A 24,695-nucleotide genomic window follows, 5' to 3' on the forward strand; every position below is an offset into this window, starting at 1 on the left:
TAATGAATAAGCAAGCTTAATTCAATTAATTCATTGGAACCAAAACTTTTGGCTGAGCTAATTTAATGTACTTTATTTCTTTAGCATTCACATCCATTTTTTTCAGATCGAATGTATAGATATTATTATTTTCAAACATCTTGACGTTGTAGAACATGGTTTTATTGTTCGCCACAATAGTCCATTCAGTTACCTCATAGCCACCAGTGCCGCCACCGTAAGGATTGCTAGCCGGCAATGTGACTGATCCAGGAGGAATATCAAAGCTTCCTAGAATATGCCATGCAGCACCATCCATCTGAGCATTTGTAAGGTTCGCTGGCACTGAGTTGGATAAAAATAGTGCGCGAATGAAACGGCTTGGGCTCAAGAAATCTCCAGGTAGACCATGCAATCCATTGCCAGAACTTGGAGCTGCATAGGTGGCGCCATTAATTACCAGCGGCGGCTTCTCTACCTTAGAAAGATTTGAGTAGTTACCAATGCTATTGAGGTGATCCTGAAATGGAGGATCATTAGTCAACACAGTAGTCGGATTATCGTAAATGGATAATCCACTTTTGGAGTACTCAACCACAATACTTTTTCCATTACTGTCATGGAATGTATAGTGGACTGGGGGAGTCCGATTACCATAGACAGCCAACTTGGCGCCGTTCACTTGAATCTTCGGTAAGCCAGCCTTCACCTCATCAATAGTGGCAAAATTTGTGAGTACATAAGTGAGTACCTGTACTGAGTTGATGCTATTTGCTGAATCTGCTTGAGTAACTGCCGGATATGCTGCACTGTTTGGAAAGTTCAATAAGCCTCCAATGAGGCCCTTCTCATTCATTCCATCTACGAACTCAGGCAAGCCAAGTGCATTCATGCCAGTTACCGCATATTTTGAATTCCAATTCAGGCCAGAACCATATTTACCATCAACACCAATTCCTTTGAGGGCATAAGCTCTTGGAATAGTAGTTAATTGCGAATTCAAGGGCAAGCCAAACTCCATCGTGCGGCCATATACATAACCGCCGTCGCTGCCTTTAAGCAAGAAACTAGTGCAGGCCTCGCCGGCTAATGGTGCAAATGCTAAGGTAACTGAGACCGAAGCAGCCAGTACTTTTTTAAAAATTTTTTGTTTCATGATGAACTTCCTATCTATTTATAAGTTAGTACTAGAGCAATAAATTACTTCAAAATTACCAAGGTTGCCGTCGCACGAGCACCCCAACCGGATGGGCCGCCAGGCGTGTTGCTAACGTAATAAATTGGGCCTGCGCCAAATGAAACTGGAACACCATCAAACACCATTAACTTCGAGACGCCAACGTAAAGTGGATTGGTAGTACGGTGTGCGTCATAGTTATATAAGGCTTCCATATTGGCCGTGTAGGTCCAAGCATCTTTATTAGTGTAAGCAACGAATGGCTGACCATACAAATTATTTTGAGTACCAAAAGCCGGATTACCACCCATGTTCCATGATTGGTAACCAAGCAATCCGTAAGTCCAAGGGCCTTGGCGATTTAGCACCACTCCAGTAACGCCGGCGCCAGTTTGCTGTGAACCGAACTTACCACTGTTGCCTGATGGTGATTGTGCATAAGGGCCAACACCCCAGATCCAAGAAGAGTTGGTATTAGGAGCATAGAAAGACTCAAGAGTTACGCTTGCAATTCCGTATCCGGAAAATGATTGGCCAGGCGCAGTTTGCACACTAGTCTCTCTAACGCCCGCAATAATAGGGCGCACGATAAAGACGTCACCACCACCAAGATTAAATGGGGCCACCGGCTGGAACAAGAGAGTCTGCTCGGAGCCGCCCTGATTTCTGCCCACACCACGACTGAATTCGTACTGAAGCGGTACCGAAATCATATTGGCAATTGGATTTGCTAATTTCTTTGCAATATCCACACTATTAACTGCTGGCTTAGCAGAAACAGTGACGGCGCCTGAGTTCTCAGCAGCCACTGTGCCTGCACGCGCAGGAATTTCTTGAGCAAATGATGAGCTCATAAATGCGGCAAACAATATTGAAGCCGAGGTAATTTTGAGAGTGAATTTCATAACGATTTTTAAAAAGCGAAATTAGAAGTGGAATGTTGCCGATAATTGCGGGCCTTGAAAGGTCGTCTTTTGCAGAAGACCTGCACCATTCGTTTTTGAGCTGCTCATATCGTAGTAAAGGCTACGATAAACCAAAGCAACATCAACCCATTTCTCGAACGTCTTACCAACGCCTGCCATAGCCTGCCATGTTAGGTTAGTTGTACCGCCACCGCTGCCAATATCGGCATAGAAAGGAACGTACCAAGTTGAATCCGCAATGCGGTAGCGCCCTTTGAAACCTACAATTGGATCAACAGTACTGACAGTCTTGGAGTCGCTCAATGAATAATTTGTTCCGTCAAGCGCCAGGTTCAGGGTAGCTGTAATGCTAATCCAGCGAACTCCCAATAAGCCATCAACATTAGCATTTTGATTATTTAATAAATTATAAGTAGCGGCACCAGTCAAAATTGTTTGCTGAACGGTAGGCTTCATTGCTAACCTAAAGTTATAACCTGATGCTGGAGTTACTGATGTAGTACCAGTTTTTTGCAAAGTAGCGCTAACCAGATCGGCCATCACGCCCCAACTACCGTAGTGAGCCTCTCCAGCAATCATTCCACCAGACTTGAGATTGCTAATCACATCATTCATGCTTACATCGGCAGTATTAAGGTATTGACCTTTGTAATTGAGTGTCGAACTAATATTGGGAGCCCAAACATAAGGCGTTACGTCAATAGTCCACTCATTAGAAATCTTGGGAATCGGAGACAGGCTCTCATCTGCGCGAGCAACACCTACAGACATCAAGATGGAAGATGTTGCTATTAAAGAAGCGAGGAGGATTTTCTTATTCATAATTGAGCTAATTAGATATTGGGTGGACAAAGAATTTTTAATGCCAAATTTTAGGGCGATTATATAGACTTCAACGATGTTAAATAACGTAATTGAGGGTTAAACCTAGAGCGCACAACCCCCAAATAGGGCCAAACAACCATGCAGTCAAAAACACCCTTTACTACCTCTTAAGCACCCAAAATCACCCTAGCAGTCAATTATCTAAAAATTCGATCATAACTATCAAATTAATTCATTAGACAAATAAACAACTGAGGTTCAAAATTCATCCAGTTGCAGTAGTTACTAACGAAATTGATTAACCAAAACTAGGAGCACAGTATGTCCATTATTAATACAGCAGTTCAACCCTTCAAAACCGAAGCTTTCCACAATGGCAAGTTCGTAACTGTTACTGACGAAACCCTCAAGGGCCATTGGTCAGTTTTGATTTTCATGCCAGCAGCATTTACTTTTAACTGCCCTACAGAAATTGAAGATGCAGCAGAGAACTATCCTGAGTTCCAGAAGTTAGGCGCTGAAGTGTATATCGTGACAACTGATACCCATTTCTCACACAAAGTTTGGCATGAGACATCTCCTGCTGTTGGTAAAGCAAAGTTCCCCCTCGTTGGCGACCCAACACACACTTTGACAAATGCATTCGGTGTTCACATTCCTGAAGCAGGATTAGCATTGCGCGGCACATTCATCATCAACCCAGAAGGCATCATTAAGACAGCAGAGATTCATTCAAATGAAATCGCTCGTGACGTTTCTGAAACTTTGCGCAAGTTGAAGGCTGCTCAGTACACAGCAGCACACCCAGGCGAAGTTTGCCCAGCTAAGTGGAAAGAAGGCGCTGCAACCTTGACTCCATCATTGGATCTCGTAGGCAAGATCTAAGTAGAACCAGTAATCCATAGACTCTCTTTAAGAGAGTCTATTGGAGAGGACATGATCCTGCCCAATAGACTCACCTAAAAAATACCCAAGGAAATCATCATGCTTGATACCAATATCAAATCCCAGTTAAAGGTCTACTTTGAAAAGATCGTTAGCCCAATCGTTTTGGTGGCTAGCATCGATGGCAGCGATAGCTCTCAGCAGATGCTTGAACTCTTAAATGAAGTAGCCGAGCAATCTGACAAGATCACTGTAAAAACTGACGGCAAAAGTGAGCACATTCCAAGTTTTACCGTTAGCAAAACTGATCAAGTAGCTCGAATTACCTTTGCAGGTCTGCCGATGGGCCATGAGATGACCTCCTTCATCTTAGCCATTCTGCAAGCCAGTGGCTACCCAGCCAAAGTAGAACAAGAGGTAATTGACCGCATTATCAAGCTTGATGCAAAGCTCAGTTTTCAGACATTTATCTCTTTGTCTTGCCATAACTGTCCTGATGTTGTGCAGGCTTTGAACTTGATGGCAGCCCTCAATCCCAATGTCACTCATGAAATGATTGATGGCGCTCTTTACCAAGGCTTGGTGGATCAATACCAAATCATGGCAGTGCCAACTGTGATCTTGAATGGTGAAGCATTTGGCCAAGGTCGCATGAGCGTTGAAGAGATTGTTGCCAAACTCGATACCTCAACACCTAAGGAAGAGGCTGCAAAACTCTCTGCTAAAGATCCATTTGATGTATTGGTCATTGGTGGCGGCCCTGCTGGTGCATCCGCAGCAATCTACGCTGCGCGCAAAGGTATTCGCACTGGTATTGTTGCTGAGAAATTTGGCGGTCAAGTAATGGACACCATGGGTATTGAAAACTTTATCTCCGTTAAGGAGACTGAGGGGCCTAAATTAGTTCAAGCACTTGAACAGCACGTGAAAAGCTATGAAGTGGACATCATGAACTTGCAGCGTGCCAATGCATTACGTAAAACTGCCAATGGGATTGAAGTGGAATTAGCAAATGGTGCAGTCCTTACTAGCAAGTCGGTAATAGTAAGCACTGGTGCGCGCTGGCGAGAGATGAATGTTCCTGGCGAACAAGAATATCGCGGCAAAGGCGTTGCCTATTGCCCTCACTGCGACGGCCCCTTATTCAAAGGTAAGCGTGTTGCCGTGATTGGTGGCGGTAACTCCGGGGTTGAGGCTGCCATAGATTTAGCAGGCATCGTTAGCCACGTGACCTTAATTGAATTTGATAGCAAATTGCGTGCAGATGCGATATTGCAAAAGAAGATGGCTAGCATGCCAAACGTCACGGTCATTATGAGCGCACTCACCAAGGAAGTATTGGGCGCAGATGGCAAGGTCAGCGGCTTACGCTATCAAGACCGCACCAATAATGCTGAGCATACGATTGATCTTGAAGGCATCTTCGTGCAAATTGGATTGTTGCCAAATACTGACTGGCTTAAAGGCAGTGTTGATCTCTCAAAGCATGGCGAAGTGATTGTTGATACAAAAGGTGAAACTTCTTTACCGGGTGTCTTTGCAGCTGGTGACTGCACCACCGTTCCATATAAGCAAATCATTATTGCTATGGGTGAAGGTGCTAAAGCTTCACTCGGGGCATTTGATTACTTAATACGTTCATCCGTTACTGAACCGCAAGAAGCCGTAGCTGCATAAGCAGTCGTTTGATTACCAAATAAAAAGGGGGTCTTGCGGACTCCCTTTTTTGCGCAGAAAAATACTAATTATTCTGATTCACCCGATCTCGGCGCTTGCCAAGGCCAACGGCCGTCAATCTCAAGGGTGAGCGACCAACTCAAGAAACAGCGGATTAAAACGATAGCACCCAATACAGCAACACTGGTCAACGTTGGACTAATTGCTACAGTACGAATCACATCCCCCGCAACCAAGACTTCGAGCCCCAGAATAAGGGAGCGCACGATTTGGATGCGAAAGAATTTATAGGCAACATCGGCCGTCTGAGTAATCAAGCCCCTTGCAAAACAAAAGAGTCCCCATAAAACGCCAATAGATACAACGGCCACCCCTAAGGCATCCATGACATCGCTTACTTCTCGAATAATTTCAATTTGATTCATGTTGAAGGTTGTTGAGTTTAAATAAGCTCATATTAACTCCTTTAGAAGAATGAAAGCCGAGAGCACCTTTAGCGCTGTATCTCAATATAAATTACACTGAATCATTACTTTATTAAATCCCAAGGAAGATGAATGAGCTTGATTGACAAACTGCAATGGCGCTACGCTACCAAAAAAATGGATTCCACAAAATCTGTCCCCCAGGAAAAAGTAGAGCAAATTTTGGAGGCTATTCGTTTGACTGCCAGCTCTAGTGGACTGCAGCCATATGAAGTACTGGTGATCACTAATAAATCTATTCGCGAAAAGATTAAAGCAATTTCCTGGAACCAAACACAAGTGGTGGATTCTTCTCACTTGCTCGTGTTCGCCGCCTGGGATACCTATACTGCAGACCGCATCAACCAATCATTTGATATGACTGAGAAGTTGCGCAACTTTAAAAGTGAGGCGGGCGACATCTATCGTCAAAATTTACTAAGCAACTACACAGCAAGAGACGCCGAAACTAACTTCACTCATGCCGCAAAGCAAGCTTACATTGGACTTGGTACAGCTCTTATTGCTGCCGCATACGAAGAGGTGGACTCCACCCCCATGGAGGGATTTGATGCAGCGGCGCTAGATGAAATCCTGAATCTCAAGGGAAAAGGGTTGCGGAGCGTTGTCATGCTACCCCTGGGATATAGAAAAGCAGATGAGGATTGGTTGGTAAACCTCAAAAAAATCAGAAGGCCTGTAGAAAGCTTTATTACTTGGATTGAGTAATTTTTTAAGACCTGAAAAAGTAAAAGCCACCCGAGGGTGGCTTTTTAACAGCAAAACTAGCTTAACTAATTAAGCAGCTTTACGGCTTTTTGTAGCTGGCTTAGCAACAGCGTATTGACCTTGAATATTTGCCAAAGCAGCATCAACACTCTTCTCAAAGTTAGCAAATGCGTCAGTTGCAGTTGCGCGAACTTGATCAAACTGTTGGAGTGAAGATTCAAATGCAGTTTTGAATGCAGAAACAAAAGCTTCAGAACCAGCAGGAGCTGTCTTAGTAGCTTCTTTAACAAACTTAACCAAATCAGCACGTGCGTCATCAATAGAAGCGTCAACTACTTGAGCTACTTCCTTGTTGCCGTTACGAACTACTTTGTTTACTTTAGCTTGGTAAGCAGCAGCATATTTAGCGGCTTCTTGAGCAGCTTCTGGCTGAGCTAATTTAGCCAATTCTTGTGGATCCTTGATCGCCAACAATTGTGTGCTTGTATCTTGAGCGGCAACTAAAGCATCTTTAGCAGCGGCTTGATTGATTTCAGCTAATTCTTGAGCGCTTTCAACAGCAACTTGTGCCAAATGTTTAGCGCTTTCGATTGCTTTAGCTTGTGCAGCAGCGAACTGATCGTTTAATTGGTTTTGGAACATGATTTATCCTATCTTTAAGTAAATGTGGGGTTTTTATTGCAATGCACCATTCTAAAATCGCTATTTTAGAAATGCAAGATATTTTTGTTGCAAAGCAACAAATATTTCCTAAAACCCTATTTAAAGCCTTTAAATGCGGTTTATTGCGAAATAAAAGCGAGCTTTAACCCATAAAATTTATAAAGGAATGAGCAGAAGATTCTAAAAATCATTAGAAATAGCAGGTTGGACGCTATCACTTTACCCAAGTAGTAAATTCTTCAGCACTCACTCTAGGGGTATGAAAGCTGTTTACTATCTCGCGTTTGTCGGCATATCCCAGTGCCATACCGCACACAAGCATCTCATGCTCTTTGGCACCAATTGATGGCAGGATGATCTTTGCATAATCATTCCAGGCCGCTTGTGGGCAAGTATCTAAGCCCTCACCTCTAGCTGCAACCATCATATTCTGCAGGAACATCCCATAGTCCAGCATGGAGCCCCTACCAAGCTCTTTGTCGATTGTGAAAAATATAGACACTGGCGCACCAAAGGCTTCGAAGTTTTTTCGATGCTGTGCATGCATCCTGTCTTTATCGCCTTTCGTAATTCCCAATAATCCATACAAGCCCCACCCATTTTCACGGCGTCTATCTATATAGGGGCTAAACCATTTGGACGGGTAATAGTCGTAGGCTGGTTGATATTCTTTTGCTAACTCAGGATTGAGTGCAATGCTGTCATATGCAGCACACACTTTTTCGCATAATTCCTTAAGCGCATTGCCCTCTACAACATATGCTTTCCAGGGTTGAGTATTCGTGCCCGAAGGGGCTCGCGCAGATATATTAAGCAACTTGAGGATGGTCTCTTTTGAGACGGCTTCTTTTGTAAATGCTCTTACCGACATACGCGAAGTAATTGCCTCAACCGCAGTTAATGTCTTCATTCAAATTCCTTTTACATTCTTTAGCTTTACTTAATTATTGCGCTACTGGCTCGTGCTTTATGTAATTTACGATAGCTATCCATTAAGCGATGATGCCTATCTAAGCCCTCAAGATTCATATTGGTTGGCGTTAAACCATAGAAACGAACGCTCCCATCGATGGATCCTAAAACGGCATCCATCCTAGGATCGCCGAACATGCGACGGAAGTTGACAACATAGTCCGCCATCTCTAATTCATCATCTAGGAGCACTTCGAGGGAGGCGTCTAGAGCCTGATAAAACAATTTACGCTCGACAGTATTGTCGTTGTACTGAAGAAAAGCACCTATTAGCTCATGCGCCTCTTCAAATTGCTTTAACGCTAACTGAATCAGCAGTTTCAACTCGAGCACGGTGAGCTGACCCCAGACTGTATTTTCATCAAACTCAATACCAATCAGCGTGGCGATGTCGCCATACTCATCTAGTTCGTTATTCTCTAAGCGATCCAAGAGTGCAGCTAGGCCAATATCATCTAGTTGAGACAAATTGAGAATGTCTTTGCGGAACAGTAGAGACTTATTGGTGTTATCCCAGACGAGATCTTCAATCGGATAAACCTCTGAATACCCAGGCACCAAGATTCGACAGGCAATGGCACCCAACTCGTCATATACCGCCACATACGATTCTTTGCCAATATCTTTCAGAATGCCAAACAAAGCTTCAGCCTCCTGGACATTAGAATTTTCACCGTCACCAGAGAAATCCCACTCTACAAATTCATAATTTGATTTAGCACTGAAAAAGCGCCAAGATACGATGCCACTAGAATCGATGAAGTGCTCTACAAAATTATTGGGCTCAGTCACTGCTTCGCTAGCAAAAGTTGGCGGAGGCAAATCATTTAAACCTTCCAAGCTACGGCCTTGCAATAACTCAGTCAAACTTCTTTCTAGCGCAACCTCAAGACTTGGATGCGCACCAAAGGAAGCAAATACACCGCCAGTTCGGGGATTCATCAAAGTTACGCACATCACTGGATAAACACCACCCAAAGAGGCATCCTTTACCAGTACGGGGAAGCCCTGTTCCTCCAGACTTTGAATGCCAGCCAAAATACCGGGGTACTTAACGAGCACACTCTGCGGTACATCTGGCAATGCAATTTCACCTTCCAGAATTTCACGCTTTACTGCTCGCTCAAAAATCTCCGATAAACACTGAACCTGAGCCTCGGCTAAGGTATTGCCAGCACTCATTCCATTGCTTACGAATAAATTTTCAATGAGGTTTGATGGGAAATACACCGTCTTACCATCTGATTGCCGTACATAGGGCAGCGAACAAATGCCGCGCTCAGAATTTCCAGAATTGGTATCTACCAGATGCGAAGCGTATAACTCCCCATCTGGGTTATAAATATTTAGGCAGTACTCATCTAAAATTTCTGTCGGCAATGCATCTTTCTTGCCAGGCTTGAACCACCGCTCATTTGGGTAATGTACAAACGCTGCGTTCGCAATGTCTTCACCCCAGAACGCGCCGGCATAAAAATGGTTATTGCTCAGTCGCTCAATGTACTCGCCCAGAGCAGAAGCTAAAGCACTTTCCTTTGTAGCACCCTTCCCGTTGGTAAAGCACATTGGGGAGTGCGCATCACGAATGTGCAATGACCAAACATTGGGAATCAGGTTGCGCCAAGAGGCAATCTCGATCTTTATGCCCAGATTGGCCAAGAGGCCCGACATATTGGCAATGGTTTGCTCTAGTGGCAGATCTTTGCCGACAATATAAGTACTCGCATCAGAAGCCGACCTTAAAGTCAGCAGAGTCTGTGCATCTGCATCTAAGTTTTTAACTTCCTCAATGACAAATTCTGGTCCAGCTTGCACTACTTTTTTGACTGTGCAACGTTCAATAGATCGTAAGATACCTTGTCGATCAGTTGCGGAAATGTCCGCTGGTAATTCGACTTGGATCTTAAAGATTTGTTGGTAACGATCTTCTGGATCAACAATATTATTTTGTGAAAGACGAATGTTCTCTGTAGATATATTGCGGGTGTCACAGTACAACTTTACAAAATAAGCTGCACATAAGGCAGATGAGGCCAAGAAATAATCAAATGGTCCTGGAGCAGATCCATCACCCTTATATCGGATTGGTTGGTCAGCAATGACAGTGAAGTCATCGAACTTTGCTTCTAGGCGAAGCTTATCGAGAAAGTTGACCTTAATTTCCATGGCGTTTATTCCAAAATAGCGCAAAAAATGATGTGGTCACCATTATCCATCGCAACGCCAATCTGCAGAATGCCTTTACAGCCTAAGTTAGCCACATTTTGCGATACACCTCATCAGGATCATGATCTAGGGTTTGTTTGGCCACATTAAAAGGTCTACCCCCTCTGGGGTCAGTACCTTTACCGGCAATATATAACCAGTTCCCTTGATTGCTATATACATCGTAGTCAATCAATTGAGATTCAAACCAAGCTGCACCCGCCTGCCAATCACCCTTCATGTCATAAATCCAATAACTTGCCACGATTTGACGCATACGATTGGATAGATAGCCAGTTTTTTTCAATTCACGCATACCGGCATCAATCAGAGACTCCCCGGTATTGCCAGACGACCATTTAAAGAAATGTTCACTATCAAACTCATTGCCAAGATGCTTACTCAAACCTTTGGGGGAATACAGTTTTTTGCCATACTTAAAGTGCAAAAACCGAAAGTAGTCTCTCCAAAGTAATTCAAACCACAACCAATAGGTTCCCTCATTTTCACCACAGCAAATTTCATACTCCGATAACTGCTTGGCAATAGTTCTCGCTGAACAACAACCCTGTGCTAGCCATGGAGAAAATTTACTGGAGTAATCCATGCCAATCAGCTGATTGCGTGTTTGTTTATAAGTATCGGGAAGACGGCGCTCAAAATATTGCTGAATATGAGTATGTGCGCTCTGCTCTCCACCCTGAAACTTGCCACCAGTAGATATAGTATTTCTGCCGAGCGATTGTGTAGAGGAAATATCAATAGCCGGTAATGGAGGAATACTCTTAAGATGATCCACAGGATAGGCAAACCGGAATTTATTTTTTTCAATCTGCTGACGAAATTGGGTAAATACATCCGGCATCTCCTGCATTTGAAATGGCAGAGACTGAGAATCCAACATACTAGATTGCCAGACTGGATTTATCTTGAAACCAGCGTTCCTTAATAGTGCTACTTGCTCCAACTCTTCAGGGGCTTGAATTTGCTCACAATAAATAACATCTGCATCAATCTGCGCTCTGAGTTTCTCAAACACATCTAAAACATCGCCAGGTACTTCAACTAAGTCGGATCCGAAGTCTCGGAGCTCGCTACGCAATTCTTGCAGAGATTGATCCAAAAATATCTTGCGATGCTGCCCCATTCTTTGAAATCCCCATGGCGTCTCTTGTTCTAGGTTGGGTAGATGAACATAGACCGGAAGAAGCTGGTCAGCCGCCATACACGCCTGCATTAGGGACGGGTTATCTTTTAGGCGGAGATCATTTCTAAACCAGTAGATTGCAGTCGTCATTTATTGCATGCCGATCGGAATCACTTGATTCTTATAGGGTCCAGAGAGCGCTTTTTTAACGATCTTATAAATATCAAGATCAAACTCAGCCTCTCCAGATTCAGCCAACTCATAGAGCTCATCTTGATTAATGGCAGTCCCTAAGTAACACCACTTATCCAGCACAATCATTTCGCCGCCCTCCTGAATAGCAATAGCACCAGAATAAGGCCACACTTGCACCCTAAAGAGCTCCAGCGCAGTCTTTAGCTGCAAATTATGTAAGGCTATAGGCGTCAGATTTAGACATGCACCACCACATTGTTTGACTTGGTAACCAAAGCAGGGCTTGCCTTCAATGCGCTTCTCCAGACCAAGCAATGCCTCACATAGATGAAATTTTTTAGCAATTGCTTTTAAGTAAGAGTGGGCTTCTCGCTTGCTGTAAAACAAACCATAAAGATTTTCTTGTAAACCAGGGGCGAGATGATGGTGAGTAACTAAAGTAGGTGTAAGCACACCACAAGAATCTTCGACCAAGCGCCATGCACATAGATCCTTAGATCTGCGCAGCTTGATATTCATAGAGGGCATGCGTTCTTTTATTAACTTTGACTCCAGAATTAAAGCGCCTAGCTCCCCACTAGTTTCGATCCAATCAATATCACGCACCTGCAAAGAAAGCTTCATTTCTTTGCGCTGGGTTAATGCACCCTGAAAATGTCCCATTACCCTACTTCTCAAGGAAATGCTTTTACCAATATAAAGAGGGATCTTGTTGTCACCATAAAAGATATAGCAACCCGGACCAACGGGTATGGAATCGATTAAATTCTGGTCTATGTTAGAGGGAAGACTGACGTTACCAATAAGCTGGTTTATGACTTCATTTAATTTTGCATGTCCAAACTTTAACTCACACACGCGCCAAAATTGAAGTAATAAGTCAGCGTCCCCTAATGCACGATGCCTAGCACTTACTTTTAGCCCATGTGCGCTGATGATGGTATCGAGATTATGGCGCGGCTGATCTGGAAATAACAATCGAGACAGCTTAACGGTGCATAAAACTTTCGGCTTAAAGTCAATGCCTATCCTCTTGAAGGATGCTTTGATAAAACCATAATCGAAGCGAGCGTTATGAGCGACAAATATTTTTCCCTCTAGCTCTTTTTTTAATTCTTCAGCAAGCTCAGAAAAACAAGGTTGCTCATTCACCATTGCTGGGGATATACCAGTTAGCCTCTGAATATTAAGAGGAATATAGGTTTGTGGGTCGATCAACCTTTCCCATACCTGAACATCATTGCCCGCTAGGGTTTTAATTCCAATCTCAGTAATGCGATCACGATCGAAATGAGAGCCGGTCGTTTCAATATCAACAAAAGCTAAATCTGGGTAATGGTTAAGCTTGTCATTCACGCTAGCAACATGATTTCTGGTTAGTTTGCGGACGAACCTCTATTTAAATAATCAGCAAAGCTGAAAATAGAGTTTGGGCCACGAGGCGTATCCTCAATTTTTTTAAATGTCGTTTTCACAACCTTCTGAGCTTCCCCTTTTTTCTTTCTGGCTTGCTTAATGGCATCTTGCTTTTCTACTGGTAAATAAGACTTTCGCTCAGGCGCTGTCTGTACATCACTAAAACGCGGAATGTAATCTTTGATTGCGGTGGACAAGGTCACATTAGAGATGCAGCTCATCATATAAGTCTCAAGCGATTGATATAACTCTTTAGCAATATCTGATACCTCAACTTTTTTCTTCTTAATTTGGTTCATTGCCAGAACAATATCCTTGATAGTGATAATTCCAGGATCTTTTGAAAGTTGATATCCACCGGTGCGCCCTTTAACGGCAACAACAAGACCTGACTCTCTGAGTGGACGCAATAACAGCTCGATACGACTGATCGATATACGCTGTCTTTTTGCTATCTCTGGAGCGGGGACGAGCTGCCCATTAGCTGAATGGCTCGCAATATCAACAAGGGTATTCAAGGCTACTCTGACTGCTTTGGTGACTTCCATGTGGGCTTTCGGCATAAAAGTTAGATTGGAGCTAGTATGAAACTGATTTCAAGAATGTGCTGCAGCGCATTAATTAACCCTATACAACTTATGGTTGAAGTAATTAGACCCAAGCACCCCTCTACCTATCGACTTCTGAGCTTTCTTGCCTCCATTCTGACCGGCGGAATGATTGCTCAAATTTGTTGCTGCTTGGCTGCTTATTTTTTAATGAATGATTCTCAAGCGGCAGGTATGGTAGCGCACATAGTGGTGCAGCATCTTTCATACTATTTTTTAGGGTGTGCATTCGCAATCTTAAGCATTGCTAACATCCTTATTAAAAGGGGTTCAGCCCCGCTTAAAAACGTCCGTCTGCCTACGCTAATGTTCATGATGGCAGTTGCCACAGTGAGCTTTCTTTTGATACCGCGTATGGATTACTTACGAGAAACCGCGCTGGTAGATGGTATGCCGGTCATGCTCTCACCTTTTGCAAACTACTTCCAAATCTTGAATACCCTAGTCATCTTATTGCTGGCTATCCAATTATTTTGTAGCACCTTAGTAGCATGGCGCTTAAGCGCTCGCCACTCATCCTAAGTGAACTCGAACAGAGGCAATTAAAGGTATTTGTTGCTCACGTCTCAAAAACTGACCGATCTCCACACGTAGGTTGGATTGGCTTATGTGAAATACCTTTGAAGAATCGATTGGCGGCTCTATTTTTGCCCATTGCGTATTAAATTCATACACACTCTCTTTATAGCCAATAAATTTTTTAACAACCAGGCGTTTACCATCGATTTCAATGGTTTCACAATCAAGCGCATGTCTACAGTAGATTAAAAATCCGAGCGTTACCGCACTTAGCTCTAAAGCTGTAAAAATGAGGATGACCCATACTCCCGCCAAAAAGAAGCCTGTTGCAACGGTCACCGAAAGGCAGACCAGCACAATATAGAACTTTAGAAGCTGTTTGGGAGTCAAGGCGCAATTTCTGCGCATTTGCCAACGTTTCATGCTTAAGAAAATAAGGGGCTAGCTAGAGCTGATTAATTTTTACTGCGCTCTTGGGCTTTGGCTAACTGATCAGCACTGCGCTGCTGAAAATCAACCATAGTGTGGTAGCCCATTTGATAGCAAGGGCAATGCTTCCCCAAAATCCAGCGGGCGAGCTTAATGCGAAGTTTTTGGACCATGTTTATCTCCTATTGGTGAACCTTGAATGTAATCGGAAACGCCTTTTATTGCTGAGCCTAGACAAAAGTGGAGGGTCATTTAGCGTGGGATGGACGTCAGCAGAAATAAATTAAATCCATTAAATTGAATGTATGACTAATTCAGACCCCTCTCCCCGAAAAATTCCGCTATTTCCACTAGGAACCGTACTCTTCCCCGATGGAGTCATTGCGCTCAAGATCTTTGAGGCGCGATATCTCGACATGATTAAGTCATGCTTACGTGAAAAAACAGAATTTGGCGTTATCAGCATTATGAAAAGCCTTGATGATGAAAATGATCCATCTTTAACCTTTTCTCAAATTGGAACTCTAGCCCAAATCGAAGATTTTGATCCTGTTCAGCCCGCCCTATACATGACCAAGTCGTTTGGTACGCAGCGTTTTAAGCTCCTCAATAGCAGACAAGAATCTAGCGGCCTATGGATTGGTGAAGTAGAGCTACTGGAAAACGATCCCATTACCCCAATTCCTGAAGAGCACCAGAAGGTAGCTCATTTATTAAATGAAATCATTTCAGTTATTCAAAGCGAAGATCTTTTGGGAGAGGCGCCCTTTAAGAAACCTTTTAAAGTCGATGACTGTGGCTGGGTTTCTAATCGCCTTGCAGAACTGCTACCAATCTCCTTAGCCCAAAAAAACCACTTGCTAGCGCAGACCAACCCCAGAATCAGGCTTGATCTGGTTACAGAAATTATCGAAGATGATGATCTAAGAAGTCTGAAGCTGCACTAAATCCATGCTGGATGAGCTTATTCGTAAAACGATTCGAGAAATGGTGTGGGGGATAGTGCCTTCCTAACGCCACCGGCTATGTAGAAAACCGCTTAAAGACTAAGCCTAAGATTCTGGCTTAACTTTGCTAGGATCTATTGCTTGAACACTCTCTAACTTGGTCGGCAAATTCAAACTAGGAGCAGCCATTTTTTCGCCATCCCAAACTTGTCCACACCAGCACTCGCCCGCATCATTAATAATGCATACGCCTGAACCACAGCAACGTTTATCTGGGGTTTTCATAAACCTGCCTTTTCAAGAAATTGAGATTAAGGCTATTCTAGGGTTTTTATGAAACCAGCGCTTGACCTTCTAATTAGCAAATGATGCAAAGTTTATTATTTGACACGCCTTTTAGTGACGATGCTTTCAATCTATTGCCAATGAATGGATCCGCTCATTACTATCCCAAGGTCTATACCGAGCAAAGCTCCGCTCAATTAATAGATCAACTTCAATCATCACTTACATGGGAGCCGGACCGACTCATGATGTTTGGGAAATTGCTCACTACACGCCGTAAGGTTGCTTGGGTTGGTGATCCAAAGTGCTCTTACACTTACTCTGGGGTAAAAAAGAAGCCGCAAGCCTGGACTCCTGAGCTTTTATCAATTAAAGCCCGAATAGAGGAACTATCAGGCACTCGCTTTAATTCTTGCCTACTAAATCTCTACCATGACGGAAATGATGGCATGGGATGGCATAGCGATGATGAAAAAGAGCTCAATCCTCACTCTCCTATCGCTTCACTGAGCCTAGGCGCACGGCGTAAGTTTGCCTTTCGCCACAAAAAAGATAAGAAAACCATATCGCTTTTTTTAGACAATGGAAGCGCCTTGATCATGCATGCACCCACTCAAGAATTTTGGCAGCATGCATTACTCAAAACAAAAACGATAGCGGAAGTACGGATTAATCTGACCTTTAGAAGTATGAATACTGGTGATGAGTAATCCCAAATCAAAATTCAATGTAGCCGTTGTCGGTGCGGGTATAGCAGGTCTTAGCTGTGCGACTAGATTGCAGGCTCTGGGCTTTCAAGTTCAGGTATATGAAAAGAGTCGTGGGCCAAGCGGCCGCATGAGTACTCGTAATGGTGATGGGTGGTCCGCAGATCATGGAGCTCAATATTTCACAGCAAGAGATCCATTATTTATTGAAGCGTTAAATACCTGGATTAAGGCGGGTGTAGCAGCTGCTTGGCATCCCCGCTTAAATGTATATGAAGCCAATCAATGGCATGAGAGCACCTCTAAAGACAGTCGTTATGTAGGCGTTCCCGCCATGAACTCACCCGGGAAATATTTAGCCGATAAGTTATCGATTGAATGCAATCAGACCATCGATAAAATTTATCAACAACATGGGAAATGGTTTCTCCACAGTTTAGAAAGTGGTGACATTACCCAATCCTTTGATTATTTAGTATTGGCAATCCCTGCGCCTCAGGCCAGCGCTCTTGCGAAATCAGTAGATCACTCCATGGAAGCCTTTTGCTCTAGCGTGCATATGCAAGGCTGTTGGACGCTGATAGCGCGTTTATCAGAGAAAGCCAATATCCCTTTTGATGCAGCCTTCATCAACAATGAAATCATCAGCTGGATCTCTAAAAATAATTCTAAGCCCGGACGTACAGGTCAAGAAACCTGGACTATACATGCCAACCCTCAATGGAGTCAGCAATGGATTGAGCTTGATAAAGAAGAGGCGAAACAACTTATTCTAGAGTCCGCAAAGAAACTCGGTCTAGATTGCGCGAAAGCTGAAATCGCTATCCATCGCTGGCGTTATGCAAGTGGCGCAATTCATGCAGAAATGGGATTTATTTTTAATGCAGATAGCAAACTCAGTCTATGTGGCGATTGGCTCAATGGCGGCAGAGTTGAGGGAGCTTGGTTAAGCGGCTATCAACTAGCAAGCGCAATCAATATTTCAGCAACAACATTAAACCCATAAGGCTCACATTATGTCTTGCAAAGCATCTATCGAATTACGGGACCTCAAAATTGAAACTCAGATTGGGACCTACAAGACTGGTGACATCATCCCCGATAGTCATTTACTGGATCTCACCCTTTGGGTTGACTCGAATCTAGTTCTGATTGCTGAGGATAAGATGAGTCATGTCTTTGACTATGATCCTCTGGTCTTAGATATTGCTAGGCTAGCTGGTGATTGTCATTATGAAACTCAGGAAAGATTGGTGAGCAGAATCGTTGCAGCCTGTGCTGGCTACTCTCAGATCCAAGCCCTAGAAATCAGCCTTAGAAAATCACCCGTCAACAAACACTCTGGTTCACTTGGCGTTAGACTAAGTCTTGACCAGGAAGCCTTATCAAAATTGAGAAGCTAGGCTTTATTCAATTTACAAGTCAGCGCAATATTAGTTATCAGCGATAGTAAGCGGCTTGCTGGCTATCACCACCCTCTAGCAAATGCCCAGTCTTTACAAAGATGGTGCAGCCCTCTTTGCTAAATGGCTGATGCAGGCTCATATGAGGACTTCTAATCCATGAGCCAGCTGGATAGCGCCCATGCTCATCCTCAAATACCCCATCAACCACAAAGATTTCTTCGCCACCATAATGTTTATGGGGATTGAAATACGTTTGCGGCGCCCAACGAACCAAAGTTGAACCACTACCCTGCTGCATTAGTGGCATTACATGAAGGCCTGGAACCATGCCTTGGAACCAAGAAGCAGCTTTGGTATCGATAACCTCTCGCTCCACTTGATCTGGACCAAGATGTCGTAACTTCACGAAAAGAGTGCAGCCAGACTTGCTAAATGGTGCATGGGACGATCCTGGCGGATTCATAAGATAGGTGCCGGCAGGGTAGTCACCCGTCTCATCACTAAAGACCCCCTCTAAAACCAAGATCTCCTCACCAAATTCATGGGTGTGGGTTTTAAATTGGGTTCCAGGTTGATAACGCACGATAGAGGTCGCCTTTGCTACCTCATCGCCTATGCGATCGAGCATGCGTCTTTCAACCCCCTGCTCAGGGCTAGGCACCCAAGGTAAATCATGGTGGTTTATAACCACCCTCTTGCTGTAATCAGAATTGATATTCACTTGCTACATCCCGGATATGCAAACATCCCTAAGCATAGCAAGCTAATGGATTAAGTGCACACAAGACCAAGCTTGATGCATACCTGCTTAGGCGAACTGCGCTAAAGTCTCTTGAATACACTGAACTTAATTAACGGTTTAAAAGGTTTTTATGAGCTTACTTCCAAATCCATTCAGCGCCCTTGTCATCGGAGCATCAGGCACTATTGGATCGCATTTTGTGAAACTACTAGAAGATCTTCCATCTTGCAGCAAGGTAATTGGCATTCATCGCAATTCCTCTCATGCAATTGACTACCATCATCCTGAGACTATTGAAGTATCCGCAAGTAGTCTGGCTGAGTTAGGACCTTTTCAATTAATCATTAATACGATTGGGATATTGTATTCTGAACAATGGATGCCCGAAAAGAAACTGGATGATTTAAACCCGGCTCAATTAAACGAAATGTTCAACACCAATACCATTGGTCCCGCTTTAACAATAAAGCACTTCTCAAAACTCTTAGATCCAAAGCATGGAGTCATGGCAACACTCTCAGCCAAGGTGGGCAGCATTGAAGATAACCGCCTCGGTGGCTGGTATAGCTATAGAGCCTCTAAAGCCGCTCTAAATATGATCTTGAAAACAGCTTCTATTGAATTTGCAAGAACAAAGCCTAATATTGCTTTGATTGCCCTGCATCCTGGCACTGTTAACTCCGGATTGTCGCAACCTTTTCGAGGCCAACAAATTGGTAGAGATCCGCTAGAAGCTGTGAGCGATATGTTTAATGTCCTAGCGAACGTAAACAAAGAAGATTCAGGAAGTTTTCTGACATACTCAGGCGAAAAATTGCCTTGGTAGGAAATCGAATTCACTCTAGCGCTGCGTAGTTTTATGTACAGCGAGGAAGCGGCTGATGCACTAATAGTAAGTGAGTGGACGGGCCTTACCCTTAAAAATTCGGTATGAAAAGAGTGTATAGCCAAGAATCGTTGGTAGCACGATGATTGCACCCCAAAAAATAACCCAAAGGGATTCAGTAGCAGCCGCGGCTTGCCACAAAGTCATTTTTCCAATAATGACATATGGAAAAATGCTATAGGCAATACCAAAAAATGCTAGCCAAAAAATAGCAACGACGCAGGCAAATGGCAACCACTCTTGCTTACTAGATCCCTTTTCTATCGCCCCAATAAATCGATTGGCAAGGAAAAATAAAATTGCAGTTGCAATTGGTATCGGAGAGAGCCAAAAAACTTGTGGCCAAGAAAACCACTTATGCATGATTTCAGAACTAAAGTACGGGGTAGCAACAGAAACTAATGCGACCCCAAACCCGGTGAACCATAAACTTGTTTTAGCCCATCGAAATGATCGCCGCTGAAGGTCCCCTTCAGTTTTCAAGATGAGCCAAGTAGACCCCAAGAGAATGTAGCCAGCCGGCAAAGAAGCGCCGACAAGCAGAGAAAAGATCCAGCCCAAAATTCCCGAATCAAAGCCTACAATCAAACGGCCAATCATGATGCCCTGAGAGACAGAAGCAATCAGGCTGCCAATATAAAATAATAAGTTCCAAAGTGGCTTTTGCTCGATATTTACCTTGGCTCTAAAGTCAAACGAAACTCCGCGTAAGATCAATCCAATCAACATTGCTGCTACCGGCAAGTAGAGCTCTGTCAGTATTGCCCCATGAGCTAGAGGAAACGCAACTAGTAATAAGCCAACACCCAAAACAATCCATGTTTCGTTAGCGTCCCAAAATGGGCCAATCGATGCAATCATCATGTCTTTATCGTGATCTGGCGCTCGGCTGAGCAGCATCCCAATGCCTAAATCATAGCCATCCAGAACCACATATGAAAGCATGGCAATGCCCATGGCCGCAAAGAAAAAGAGTGGAAGCCAGACTGATGCTTGGGTGAGGTCAATTGACGTCATAGCTTAGGTCCTAAATAGACTCCAGATGGTTTCAGGTTTGCTTGTCAGGTGTGCACTAGCGCTCTCCTTATCATCCGCCTGGCGAGCTAGATAAAAAACCACCCAGATGTAGGCACACAGCAGCCCAAAGTACAGAATTAAATAAGCAAAAAGGCTGCTGAAAACCATGCCCGTTGGTAACGTTGTTGCGGCTTGAGCGGTTGTCAAAACCCCGGTCACTAAATACGGCTGACGTCCGATTTCAGTCACATACCAACCTGACAAAACAGCAATCCAACCAGAAAAGGTCATCAGCACTAAACCTTTGGCCATCAATCTTGGAGGAGTCTGATTGTTACGTAATTGCCAACGCCCTAACCATGAAAATAAAAGCATTAAGACGCCAATACCAACCATAATCCGAAATGCAAAAAATACAGGCGCTACTGGCGGAATCTTGTCTCCGAATTCATTTAAGCCTTTAACCGCGCCATCCCAACTATGGGTTAAGTAAAGCGATGCAAGTTTAGGGATGCTGACCTCATAATCATTGGCATGGGTTTGTTGATTGGGTACTGCAAAGATCACCGCAGGCACACCAGGGCCACCCTCCCAAATTCCTTCCATAGCAGCTAGCTTTGCAGGTTGATACTGAAGGGTGTTGAGACCGTGCTGATCTCCAAGCATGATTTGAATGGGTATTAAAACCATTGCGACAGTAAGGGCCAACTTCATTACCAGTAAGTTTGCTTGTGATCGGCTATTACGCAGATAACGGTAAGCAGAAATGCCAGCCAAGAAAAATGACACCGTCAGAAAGGATGCCAACATCATATGGCCGAGACGATAAGGCATCGACGGATTGAAGATGATGGCCATCCAGTCAACAGCATGTGCTCTACCATCAATCATGGTGAATCCCTGTGGGGTTTGCATCCATGAATTTAAGGCAATGATCCAGAAAGCAGAAAGGCTAGTACCAAATGCCACAAGAAAGGTAGCTAATGTATGGACACCTTGCGAGACACGCTTTGCCCCAAAGAGCATGACTCCTAAAAAGGTCGCTTCAAGAAAAAATGCTGTCAATACTTCATAAGCCAACAAGGGGCCCGCAATATTACCAACGGTCTCCATATACCCCGGCCAGTTTGTGCCAAACTGAAAACTCATCGTAATGCCACTCACGACACCTAAAGCAAAAGTCAGGGCAAAAATCTTGATCCAAAACTGATAGGCCTCTTGCCAGTGAACTAACCCAGTTCTATTGTGTTGAATCTTGAAATAAAAGAGAAACCAGCCCAATGCAATTGAAATTGTTGGGAAGAGAATATGGAAGGAAATATTTGCACCGAATTGAATGCGGCTATAAAGCAACGTATCAAGCACGATGGCTCCCTATTGAAGTGATGCCAATAATTGTGTCACTAATTTAAGTATTCCGTTGAATAACAATTTCTAAGCTAAGGATTCCCTTCCACGCATGCAGGCCATTATTTACAAGCAGCTCATTACTCCGCAAGAAGGCCTGAATGTTTAATAGTGTTGATATGGAATATTGCTTGAGCATGGATTTCGCATTGCGGCAAAAATAGGTAAACGACGTGGTAATTTATACCTAAGTCATTGATTTCATTTGAGAGCCTATAGGAAATCGTTAGTTATAGAGGCGTAAAAAAACCACCCGAAGGTGGCTTTCTGGGATGCCCCTACTTTTAGTAAGTCTTGTAAGAAAGATACTTTCCTGACAATACTACCTGCACACGATCACCCTTTGGGTCTGGTTCGCGCTGGATATCCATCGAGAAATCGATTGCACTCATAATGCCGTCGCCAAACTCCTCATGAATTAATTCTTTGATAGTTGTGCCATATACACTCACAATCTCATACCAACGATAGATAAGCGGGTCGGTTGGAACGGCAGTTGGTAAAGAGCCTTTGTACGGAACAATTTGTAACCAAGCCATTTCTTCATCTGTAAGGTCAAATAATTTACCTGCAGCTTCAGCCTGAGCTTTATTGAAAGTCATTTGACCCAAGCAACCAGCAGTAACCCACTCTTTTGATTCGCCAATAGTGCTGGCAATATCACTCCACTTCATTCCCTTACGTACTTTTGCTTCTATGATTTTTTGAGTAACTACAGAACGATCCATTTTTTTCTCCTTGATATTGATTTAAGTTTATTGAGTAATTGGGGTATGCAAACCAGGACAAACTAATACCGGCTGGTATCCATCTAATTCACCAGCAGAGCCTTTGACTTGTAAATCTTTTGAGCGATTCACTAAAAAATCGACCAAATGGTTTCTCATGGGGTAATACATTGGATCATGATGCAGGCTTGCCCGCTTGCGATCTTTGGGAAGAGTATTGTTAACAATTTCTGCAATGCGCGCGTTAGGCCCATTACTCATCAACATGATTTTGTCTGATAGTAAAATAGCTTCATCCACATCATGCGTAATCATGAATACAGTTTGCTGAGTTTCACTACAGATCTTGAGTAATTCATCCTGAATCACTCCTCTCGTTAATGCATCTAGAGCACCAAAGGGTTCGTCTAGTAGGAGCATTTTTGGCTCGATTGCAAACGCTCTAGCAATCCCAACCCGTTGCTTCATTCCTCCAGATAATTCCGAGGGTTTTTTATTCTCTGCATTTACTAGGCCAACCATGGCCAAATACTTTTTGGAATGATCAGCAATTTGAGCCTTACTCCAATCAGGGTACTTAGACTTCACAGCAAATGCAACGTTTTGCAACACGCTCATCCAAGGCATTAGTGCATGACCCTGGAAGACAACACCACGATCAAGGCTAGGGCCTTTAATCTCACGATCAAGCATATAAGCGTAACCGCCAGTAGCCTCCTCAAGGCCAGCAAGTACATTAAGAATCGTTGTCTTGCCGCATCCCGAGTGGCCAATGATGCAAACAAACTCCCCGCGCTCAATTTCAAAATTGATACCCTCAAATACTGGTGGGGTATCAGCCTTATATGACTTACTGAGGTTCTCAACCTTCAAAAATGAATTTTCAGTCTGCATAAGAAACGGCTTTCTGTAATTTTGCAAATGCAATATCAAGCATCATTCCAACCAAACCAATCATGACGATTGCAAAAATAACGCTCGATAAAGATAAGTTGTTCCACTCATTCCAAAGGAAATAACCAATGCCAGTGCCACCTACGAGCATTTCCGCAGCCACAATGACGAGCCAAGCAATGCCCATTGAGATGCGCATACCAGTCAAAATAGTTGGCGCAGCTGCTGGCAGAATTACCAGAAATGCTTTGCGTAATGGGGAAACTTCCAGAGTTTTGGTAACGTTCAGCAATTCTTTTCGAACATTAGCCACACCAAATGCGGTATTGAGTAGCATTGGCCATACAGAGCAAATAAAGATGACAAAGATTCCGGATATGGATGAGTCTTTAATTGTATAAAGCGCAATTGGCATCCATGCTAATGGCGAAATTGGCTTCAGTATCTGTATGAATGGATTAAACGCTTCATATGCCAGAGGCGACATCCCTATGAGAAATCCAAAAGGAATGGCGACCAACATTGCCAATAAAAAACCAAGCCCCACACGAGCTAAAGAATAAGCTAACTGTATGCCAATTCCTTTATCGTTTGGTCCATTGTCATAGAAGGGATGCGCAAGTTGCTTATAAAACGTATCCCCCATCTGCGTTAGTGTTGGAAAGCCTGATTTTTCTACAGAAGTTCCACCCCCCTGCCCCATGAGCGCCTGATACTCACTTGAACCCACTGGGGTTACTGGAGTAGCAACAGCTTTGGGGGTGGTTGCAATATGCCAAATAAGTAAGGCAAATAGCAAAATCGCAACCGACAGAATCGCCCCTCGAACCCTAATAGATAACTTTTTCATTAATTTTCTT

The 24,695-nt window shown here is 43.6% G+C and carries 28 protein-coding genes; 9 read left to right on the top strand and 19 right to left on the bottom strand.

Going from position 1 to position 24,695, the window contains the following annotated elements:
• Window positions 1-25: 25 nt before the first annotated feature.
• From ICN33_RS02190 to ICN33_RS02200, 3 genes are read right to left on the bottom strand one after another with little or no spacing between them, the layout of a single operon-like run.
• The gene (locus ICN33_RS02190) at window positions 26-1,135 is read right to left on the bottom strand and encodes a linear amide C-N hydrolase (protein WP_216194146.1); all 1,110 of its coding nucleotides are present in this window, start codon (window positions 1,133-1,135) and stop codon (window positions 26-28) included.
• Window positions 1,136-1,179: 44 nt separating this feature from the next.
• The gene (locus tag ICN33_RS02195; RefSeq protein WP_216194148.1) at window positions 1,180-2,061 is read right to left on the bottom strand and encodes a hypothetical protein; all 882 of its coding nucleotides are present in this window, start codon (window positions 2,059-2,061) and stop codon (window positions 1,180-1,182) included.
• Between the two features lie 21 nt (window positions 2,062-2,082).
• Window positions 2,083-2,904 (bottom strand): hypothetical protein, encoded by an 822-nt coding sequence (locus tag ICN33_RS02200; protein WP_216859633.1) that lies wholly within the window; start codon window positions 2,902-2,904, stop codon window positions 2,083-2,085.
• Between the two features lie 324 nt (window positions 2,905-3,228).
• Between ICN33_RS02200 and ahpC the strand changes: the two genes are divergently transcribed.
• Window positions 3,229-3,792, top strand: a complete 564-nt coding sequence (gene ahpC / locus ICN33_RS02205; RefSeq protein ID WP_216194150.1) for an alkyl hydroperoxide reductase subunit C — start codon at window positions 3,229-3,231, stop codon at window positions 3,790-3,792.
• Between the two features lie 99 nt (window positions 3,793-3,891).
• Window positions 3,892-5,469, top strand: coding sequence for an alkyl hydroperoxide reductase subunit F (gene ahpF, locus ICN33_RS02210; protein WP_216194152.1), 1,578 nt, complete (start codon window positions 3,892-3,894; stop codon window positions 5,467-5,469).
• Window positions 5,470-5,537: 68 nt separating this feature from the next.
• Here the strand turns inward: ahpF and ICN33_RS02215 are convergent, their stop codons facing one another.
• Complete coding sequence (locus ICN33_RS02215) at window positions 5,538-5,894, bottom strand: DUF1622 domain-containing protein (RefSeq protein ID WP_216194154.1); 357 nt, start codon at window positions 5,892-5,894, stop codon at window positions 5,538-5,540.
• A 132-nt stretch (window positions 5,895-6,026) separates the two neighbouring features.
• On the opposite strand from ICN33_RS02215, the gene ICN33_RS02220 reads away from it, so the two are divergent.
• Window positions 6,027-6,662, top strand: a complete 636-nt coding sequence (locus ICN33_RS02220) for an NAD(P)H-dependent oxidoreductase (protein ID WP_216194156.1) — start codon at window positions 6,027-6,029, stop codon at window positions 6,660-6,662.
• Between the two features lie 69 nt (window positions 6,663-6,731).
• Here ICN33_RS02220 and ICN33_RS02225 read toward each other — a convergent pair whose 3' ends face one another.
• The 6 genes from ICN33_RS02225 to ICN33_RS02250 all read right to left on the bottom strand — a co-directional run bounded on the left by ICN33_RS02225 (window position 6,732) and on the right by ICN33_RS02250 (window position 13,823).
• A complete protein-coding gene (locus ICN33_RS02225) occupies window positions 6,732-7,304 on the bottom strand; it encodes a phasin family protein (RefSeq protein WP_216194158.1) in 573 nt (190 codons plus the stop codon).
• A gap of 235 nt (window positions 7,305-7,539) precedes the next feature.
• Window positions 7,540-8,235 (bottom strand): nitroreductase, encoded by a 696-nt coding sequence (locus ICN33_RS02230; RefSeq protein ID WP_216194160.1) that lies wholly within the window; start codon window positions 8,233-8,235, stop codon window positions 7,540-7,542.
• A gap of 26 nt (window positions 8,236-8,261) precedes the next feature.
• Window positions 8,262-10,463, bottom strand: a complete 2,202-nt coding sequence (locus ICN33_RS02235) for an OsmC domain/YcaO domain-containing protein (RefSeq protein WP_216194162.1) — start codon at window positions 10,461-10,463, stop codon at window positions 8,262-8,264.
• A gap of 82 nt (window positions 10,464-10,545) precedes the next feature.
• Window positions 10,546-11,799, bottom strand: coding sequence for a DASH family cryptochrome (locus ICN33_RS02240; protein WP_216194163.1), 1,254 nt, complete (start codon window positions 11,797-11,799; stop codon window positions 10,546-10,548).
• Window positions 11,800-13,200 (bottom strand): exonuclease domain-containing protein, encoded by a 1,401-nt coding sequence (locus tag ICN33_RS02245; protein WP_216194165.1) that lies wholly within the window; start codon window positions 13,198-13,200, stop codon window positions 11,800-11,802.
• 20 nt (window positions 13,201-13,220) lie between these two features.
• Complete coding sequence (locus ICN33_RS02250) at window positions 13,221-13,823, bottom strand: Rrf2 family transcriptional regulator (protein WP_255530565.1); 603 nt, start codon at window positions 13,821-13,823, stop codon at window positions 13,221-13,223.
• 21 nt (window positions 13,824-13,844) lie between these two features.
• Here ICN33_RS02250 and ICN33_RS02255 point away from each other — a divergent pair, with 21 nt between their 5' ends.
• On the top strand, window positions 13,845-14,390 hold the full coding sequence (locus tag ICN33_RS02255; RefSeq protein ID WP_216194168.1) for a hypothetical protein: 546 nt from the start codon (window positions 13,845-13,847) through the stop codon (window positions 14,388-14,390).
• On the opposite strand, the gene ICN33_RS02260 is transcribed toward ICN33_RS02255, so the two are convergent.
• On the bottom strand, window positions 14,382-14,810 hold the full coding sequence (locus ICN33_RS02260) for a DUF2244 domain-containing protein (RefSeq protein WP_216194169.1): 429 nt from the start codon (window positions 14,808-14,810) through the stop codon (window positions 14,382-14,384). The two genes, ICN33_RS02255 and ICN33_RS02260, sit on opposite strands and share 9 nt — an antisense overlap.
• 32 nt (window positions 14,811-14,842) lie before the next feature.
• Window positions 14,843-14,989, bottom strand: coding sequence for a hypothetical protein (locus tag ICN33_RS02265; protein ID WP_216194171.1), 147 nt, complete (start codon window positions 14,987-14,989; stop codon window positions 14,843-14,845).
• Window positions 14,990-15,121: 132 nt separating this feature from the next.
• Between ICN33_RS02265 and ICN33_RS02270 the strand changes: the two genes are divergently transcribed.
• Window positions 15,122-15,763, top strand: a complete 642-nt coding sequence (locus ICN33_RS02270; protein WP_216194173.1) for an LON peptidase substrate-binding domain-containing protein — start codon at window positions 15,122-15,124, stop codon at window positions 15,761-15,763.
• 105 nt (window positions 15,764-15,868) lie between these two features.
• Here the strand turns inward: ICN33_RS02270 and ICN33_RS02275 are convergent, their stop codons facing one another.
• Entirely contained in the window at window positions 15,869-16,048 is a 180-nt protein-coding gene (locus ICN33_RS02275; protein ID WP_216194175.1) for a hypothetical protein, read from the bottom strand.
• 80 nt (window positions 16,049-16,128) lie between these two features.
• On the opposite strand from ICN33_RS02275, the gene ICN33_RS02280 reads away from it, so the two are divergent.
• Genes ICN33_RS02280 through ICN33_RS02290 form a run of 3 tightly spaced genes read left to right on the top strand, consistent with a single transcriptional unit; the run spans window position 16,129 to window position 18,158 of the window.
• Window positions 16,129-16,758, top strand: coding sequence for an alpha-ketoglutarate-dependent dioxygenase AlkB (locus ICN33_RS02280; RefSeq protein WP_216194177.1), 630 nt, complete (start codon window positions 16,129-16,131; stop codon window positions 16,756-16,758).
• Window positions 16,751-17,761 carry an NAD(P)/FAD-dependent oxidoreductase gene (locus ICN33_RS02285; RefSeq protein WP_216194179.1) on the top strand — a complete coding sequence of 337 codons (1,011 nt, stop codon included), beginning with the start codon at window positions 16,751-16,753 and terminating at the stop codon, window positions 17,759-17,761. The genes ICN33_RS02280 and ICN33_RS02285 overlap by 8 nt, the downstream gene beginning before the upstream one ends.
• 10 nt (window positions 17,762-17,771) lie before the next feature.
• On the top strand, window positions 17,772-18,158 hold the full coding sequence (locus ICN33_RS02290) for a dihydroneopterin aldolase (protein ID WP_216859634.1): 387 nt from the start codon (window positions 17,772-17,774) through the stop codon (window positions 18,156-18,158).
• A gap of 37 nt (window positions 18,159-18,195) precedes the next feature.
• On the opposite strand, the gene ICN33_RS02295 is transcribed toward ICN33_RS02290, so the two are convergent.
• Window positions 18,196-18,882 (bottom strand): cupin domain-containing protein, encoded by a 687-nt coding sequence (locus tag ICN33_RS02295; protein ID WP_216194181.1) that lies wholly within the window; start codon window positions 18,880-18,882, stop codon window positions 18,196-18,198.
• 151 nt (window positions 18,883-19,033) lie between these two features.
• Here ICN33_RS02295 and ICN33_RS02300 point away from each other — a divergent pair, with 151 nt between their 5' ends.
• The gene (locus ICN33_RS02300; RefSeq protein WP_216194183.1) at window positions 19,034-19,729 is read left to right on the top strand and encodes an SDR family NAD(P)-dependent oxidoreductase; all 696 of its coding nucleotides are present in this window, start codon (window positions 19,034-19,036) and stop codon (window positions 19,727-19,729) included.
• 60 nt (window positions 19,730-19,789) lie between these two features.
• Here ICN33_RS02300 and ICN33_RS02305 read toward each other — a convergent pair whose 3' ends face one another.
• From ICN33_RS02305 to ntrB, 5 genes are all read right to left on the bottom strand, one after another.
• On the bottom strand, window positions 19,790-20,806 hold the full coding sequence (locus ICN33_RS02305) for a cytochrome d ubiquinol oxidase subunit II (RefSeq protein ID WP_216194185.1): 1,017 nt from the start codon (window positions 20,804-20,806) through the stop codon (window positions 19,790-19,792).
• A gap of 3 nt (window positions 20,807-20,809) precedes the next feature.
• The gene (locus ICN33_RS02310) at window positions 20,810-22,174 is read right to left on the bottom strand and encodes a cytochrome ubiquinol oxidase subunit I (protein ID WP_216196519.1); all 1,365 of its coding nucleotides are present in this window, start codon (window positions 22,172-22,174) and stop codon (window positions 20,810-20,812) included.
• 323 nt (window positions 22,175-22,497) lie between these two features.
• Window positions 22,498-22,941: a cyanase gene (cynS, locus tag ICN33_RS02315; protein WP_216194187.1), complete on the bottom strand. Its 444-nt coding sequence runs from the start codon at window positions 22,939-22,941 to the stop codon at window positions 22,498-22,500.
• 27 nt (window positions 22,942-22,968) lie between these two features.
• Window positions 22,969-23,835, bottom strand: coding sequence for an ABC transporter ATP-binding protein (locus ICN33_RS02320; RefSeq protein WP_216194189.1), 867 nt, complete (start codon window positions 23,833-23,835; stop codon window positions 22,969-22,971).
• Window positions 23,825-24,685, bottom strand: coding sequence for a nitrate ABC transporter permease (gene ntrB / locus ICN33_RS02325; protein ID WP_216194191.1), 861 nt, complete (start codon window positions 24,683-24,685; stop codon window positions 23,825-23,827). The genes ICN33_RS02320 and ntrB overlap by 11 nt, the downstream gene beginning before the upstream one ends.
• Between the last annotated feature and the right edge of the window lie 10 nt (window positions 24,686-24,695).

Source organism: Polynucleobacter sp. UB-Tiil-W10, assembly GCF_018881605.1.
Classification (GTDB): domain Bacteria; phylum Pseudomonadota; class Gammaproteobacteria; order Burkholderiales; family Burkholderiaceae; genus Polynucleobacter.

Coding starts and splice junctions, on each gene's coding strand:
- ICN33_RS02190 (WP_216194146.1), bottom strand. CDS start 1,135: ATGAAACAAAAAATTTTTAAAAAAGTACTGGCTGCTTCGGTCTCAGTT.
- ICN33_RS02195 (WP_216194148.1), bottom strand. CDS start 2,061: ATGAAATTCACTCTCAAAATTACCTCGGCTTCAATATTGTTTGCCGCA.
- ICN33_RS02200 (WP_216859633.1), bottom strand. CDS start 2,904: ATGAATAAGAAAATCCTCCTCGCTTCTTTAATAGCAACATCTTCCATC.
- ahpC (WP_216194150.1), top strand. CDS start 3,229: ATGTCCATTATTAATACAGCAGTTCAACCCTTCAAAACCGAAGCTTTC.
- ahpF (WP_216194152.1), top strand. CDS start 3,892: ATGCTTGATACCAATATCAAATCCCAGTTAAAGGTCTACTTTGAAAAG.
- ICN33_RS02215 (WP_216194154.1), bottom strand. CDS start 5,894: ATGAATCAAATTGAAATTATTCGAGAAGTAAGCGATGTCATGGATGCC.
- ICN33_RS02220 (WP_216194156.1), top strand. CDS start 6,027: ATGAGCTTGATTGACAAACTGCAATGGCGCTACGCTACCAAAAAAATG.
- ICN33_RS02225 (WP_216194158.1), bottom strand. CDS start 7,304: ATGTTCCAAAACCAATTAAACGATCAGTTCGCTGCTGCACAAGCTAAA.
- ICN33_RS02230 (WP_216194160.1), bottom strand. CDS start 8,235: ATGAAGACATTAACTGCGGTTGAGGCAATTACTTCGCGTATGTCGGTA.
- ICN33_RS02235 (WP_216194162.1), bottom strand. CDS start 10,463: ATGGAAATTAAGGTCAACTTTCTCGATAAGCTTCGCCTAGAAGCAAAG.
- ICN33_RS02240 (WP_216194163.1), bottom strand. CDS start 11,799: ATGACGACTGCAATCTACTGGTTTAGAAATGATCTCCGCCTAAAAGAT.
- ICN33_RS02250 (WP_255530565.1), bottom strand. CDS start 13,823: ATGCCGAAAGCCCACATGGAAGTCACCAAAGCAGTCAGAGTAGCCTTG.
- ICN33_RS02255 (WP_216194168.1), top strand. CDS start 13,845: ATGAAACTGATTTCAAGAATGTGCTGCAGCGCATTAATTAACCCTATA.
- ICN33_RS02260 (WP_216194169.1), bottom strand. CDS start 14,810: ATGAAACGTTGGCAAATGCGCAGAAATTGCGCCTTGACTCCCAAACAG.
- ICN33_RS02265 (WP_216194171.1), bottom strand. CDS start 14,989: ATGGTCCAAAAACTTCGCATTAAGCTCGCCCGCTGGATTTTGGGGAAG.
- ICN33_RS02270 (WP_216194173.1), top strand. CDS start 15,122: ATGACTAATTCAGACCCCTCTCCCCGAAAAATTCCGCTATTTCCACTA.
- ICN33_RS02275 (WP_216194175.1), bottom strand. CDS start 16,048: ATGAAAACCCCAGATAAACGTTGCTGTGGTTCAGGCGTATGCATTATT.
- ICN33_RS02280 (WP_216194177.1), top strand. CDS start 16,129: ATGATGCAAAGTTTATTATTTGACACGCCTTTTAGTGACGATGCTTTC.
- ICN33_RS02285 (WP_216194179.1), top strand. CDS start 16,751: ATGAGTAATCCCAAATCAAAATTCAATGTAGCCGTTGTCGGTGCGGGT.
- ICN33_RS02290 (WP_216859634.1), top strand. CDS start 17,772: ATGTCTTGCAAAGCATCTATCGAATTACGGGACCTCAAAATTGAAACT.
- ICN33_RS02300 (WP_216194183.1), top strand. CDS start 19,034: ATGAGCTTACTTCCAAATCCATTCAGCGCCCTTGTCATCGGAGCATCA.
- ICN33_RS02305 (WP_216194185.1), bottom strand. CDS start 20,806: ATGACGTCAATTGACCTCACCCAAGCATCAGTCTGGCTTCCACTCTTT.
- cynS (WP_216194187.1), bottom strand. CDS start 22,941: ATGGATCGTTCTGTAGTTACTCAAAAAATCATAGAAGCAAAAGTACGT.
- ICN33_RS02320 (WP_216194189.1), bottom strand. CDS start 23,835: ATGCAGACTGAAAATTCATTTTTGAAGGTTGAGAACCTCAGTAAGTCA.
- ntrB (WP_216194191.1), bottom strand. CDS start 24,685: ATGAAAAAGTTATCTATTAGGGTTCGAGGGGCGATTCTGTCGGTTGCG.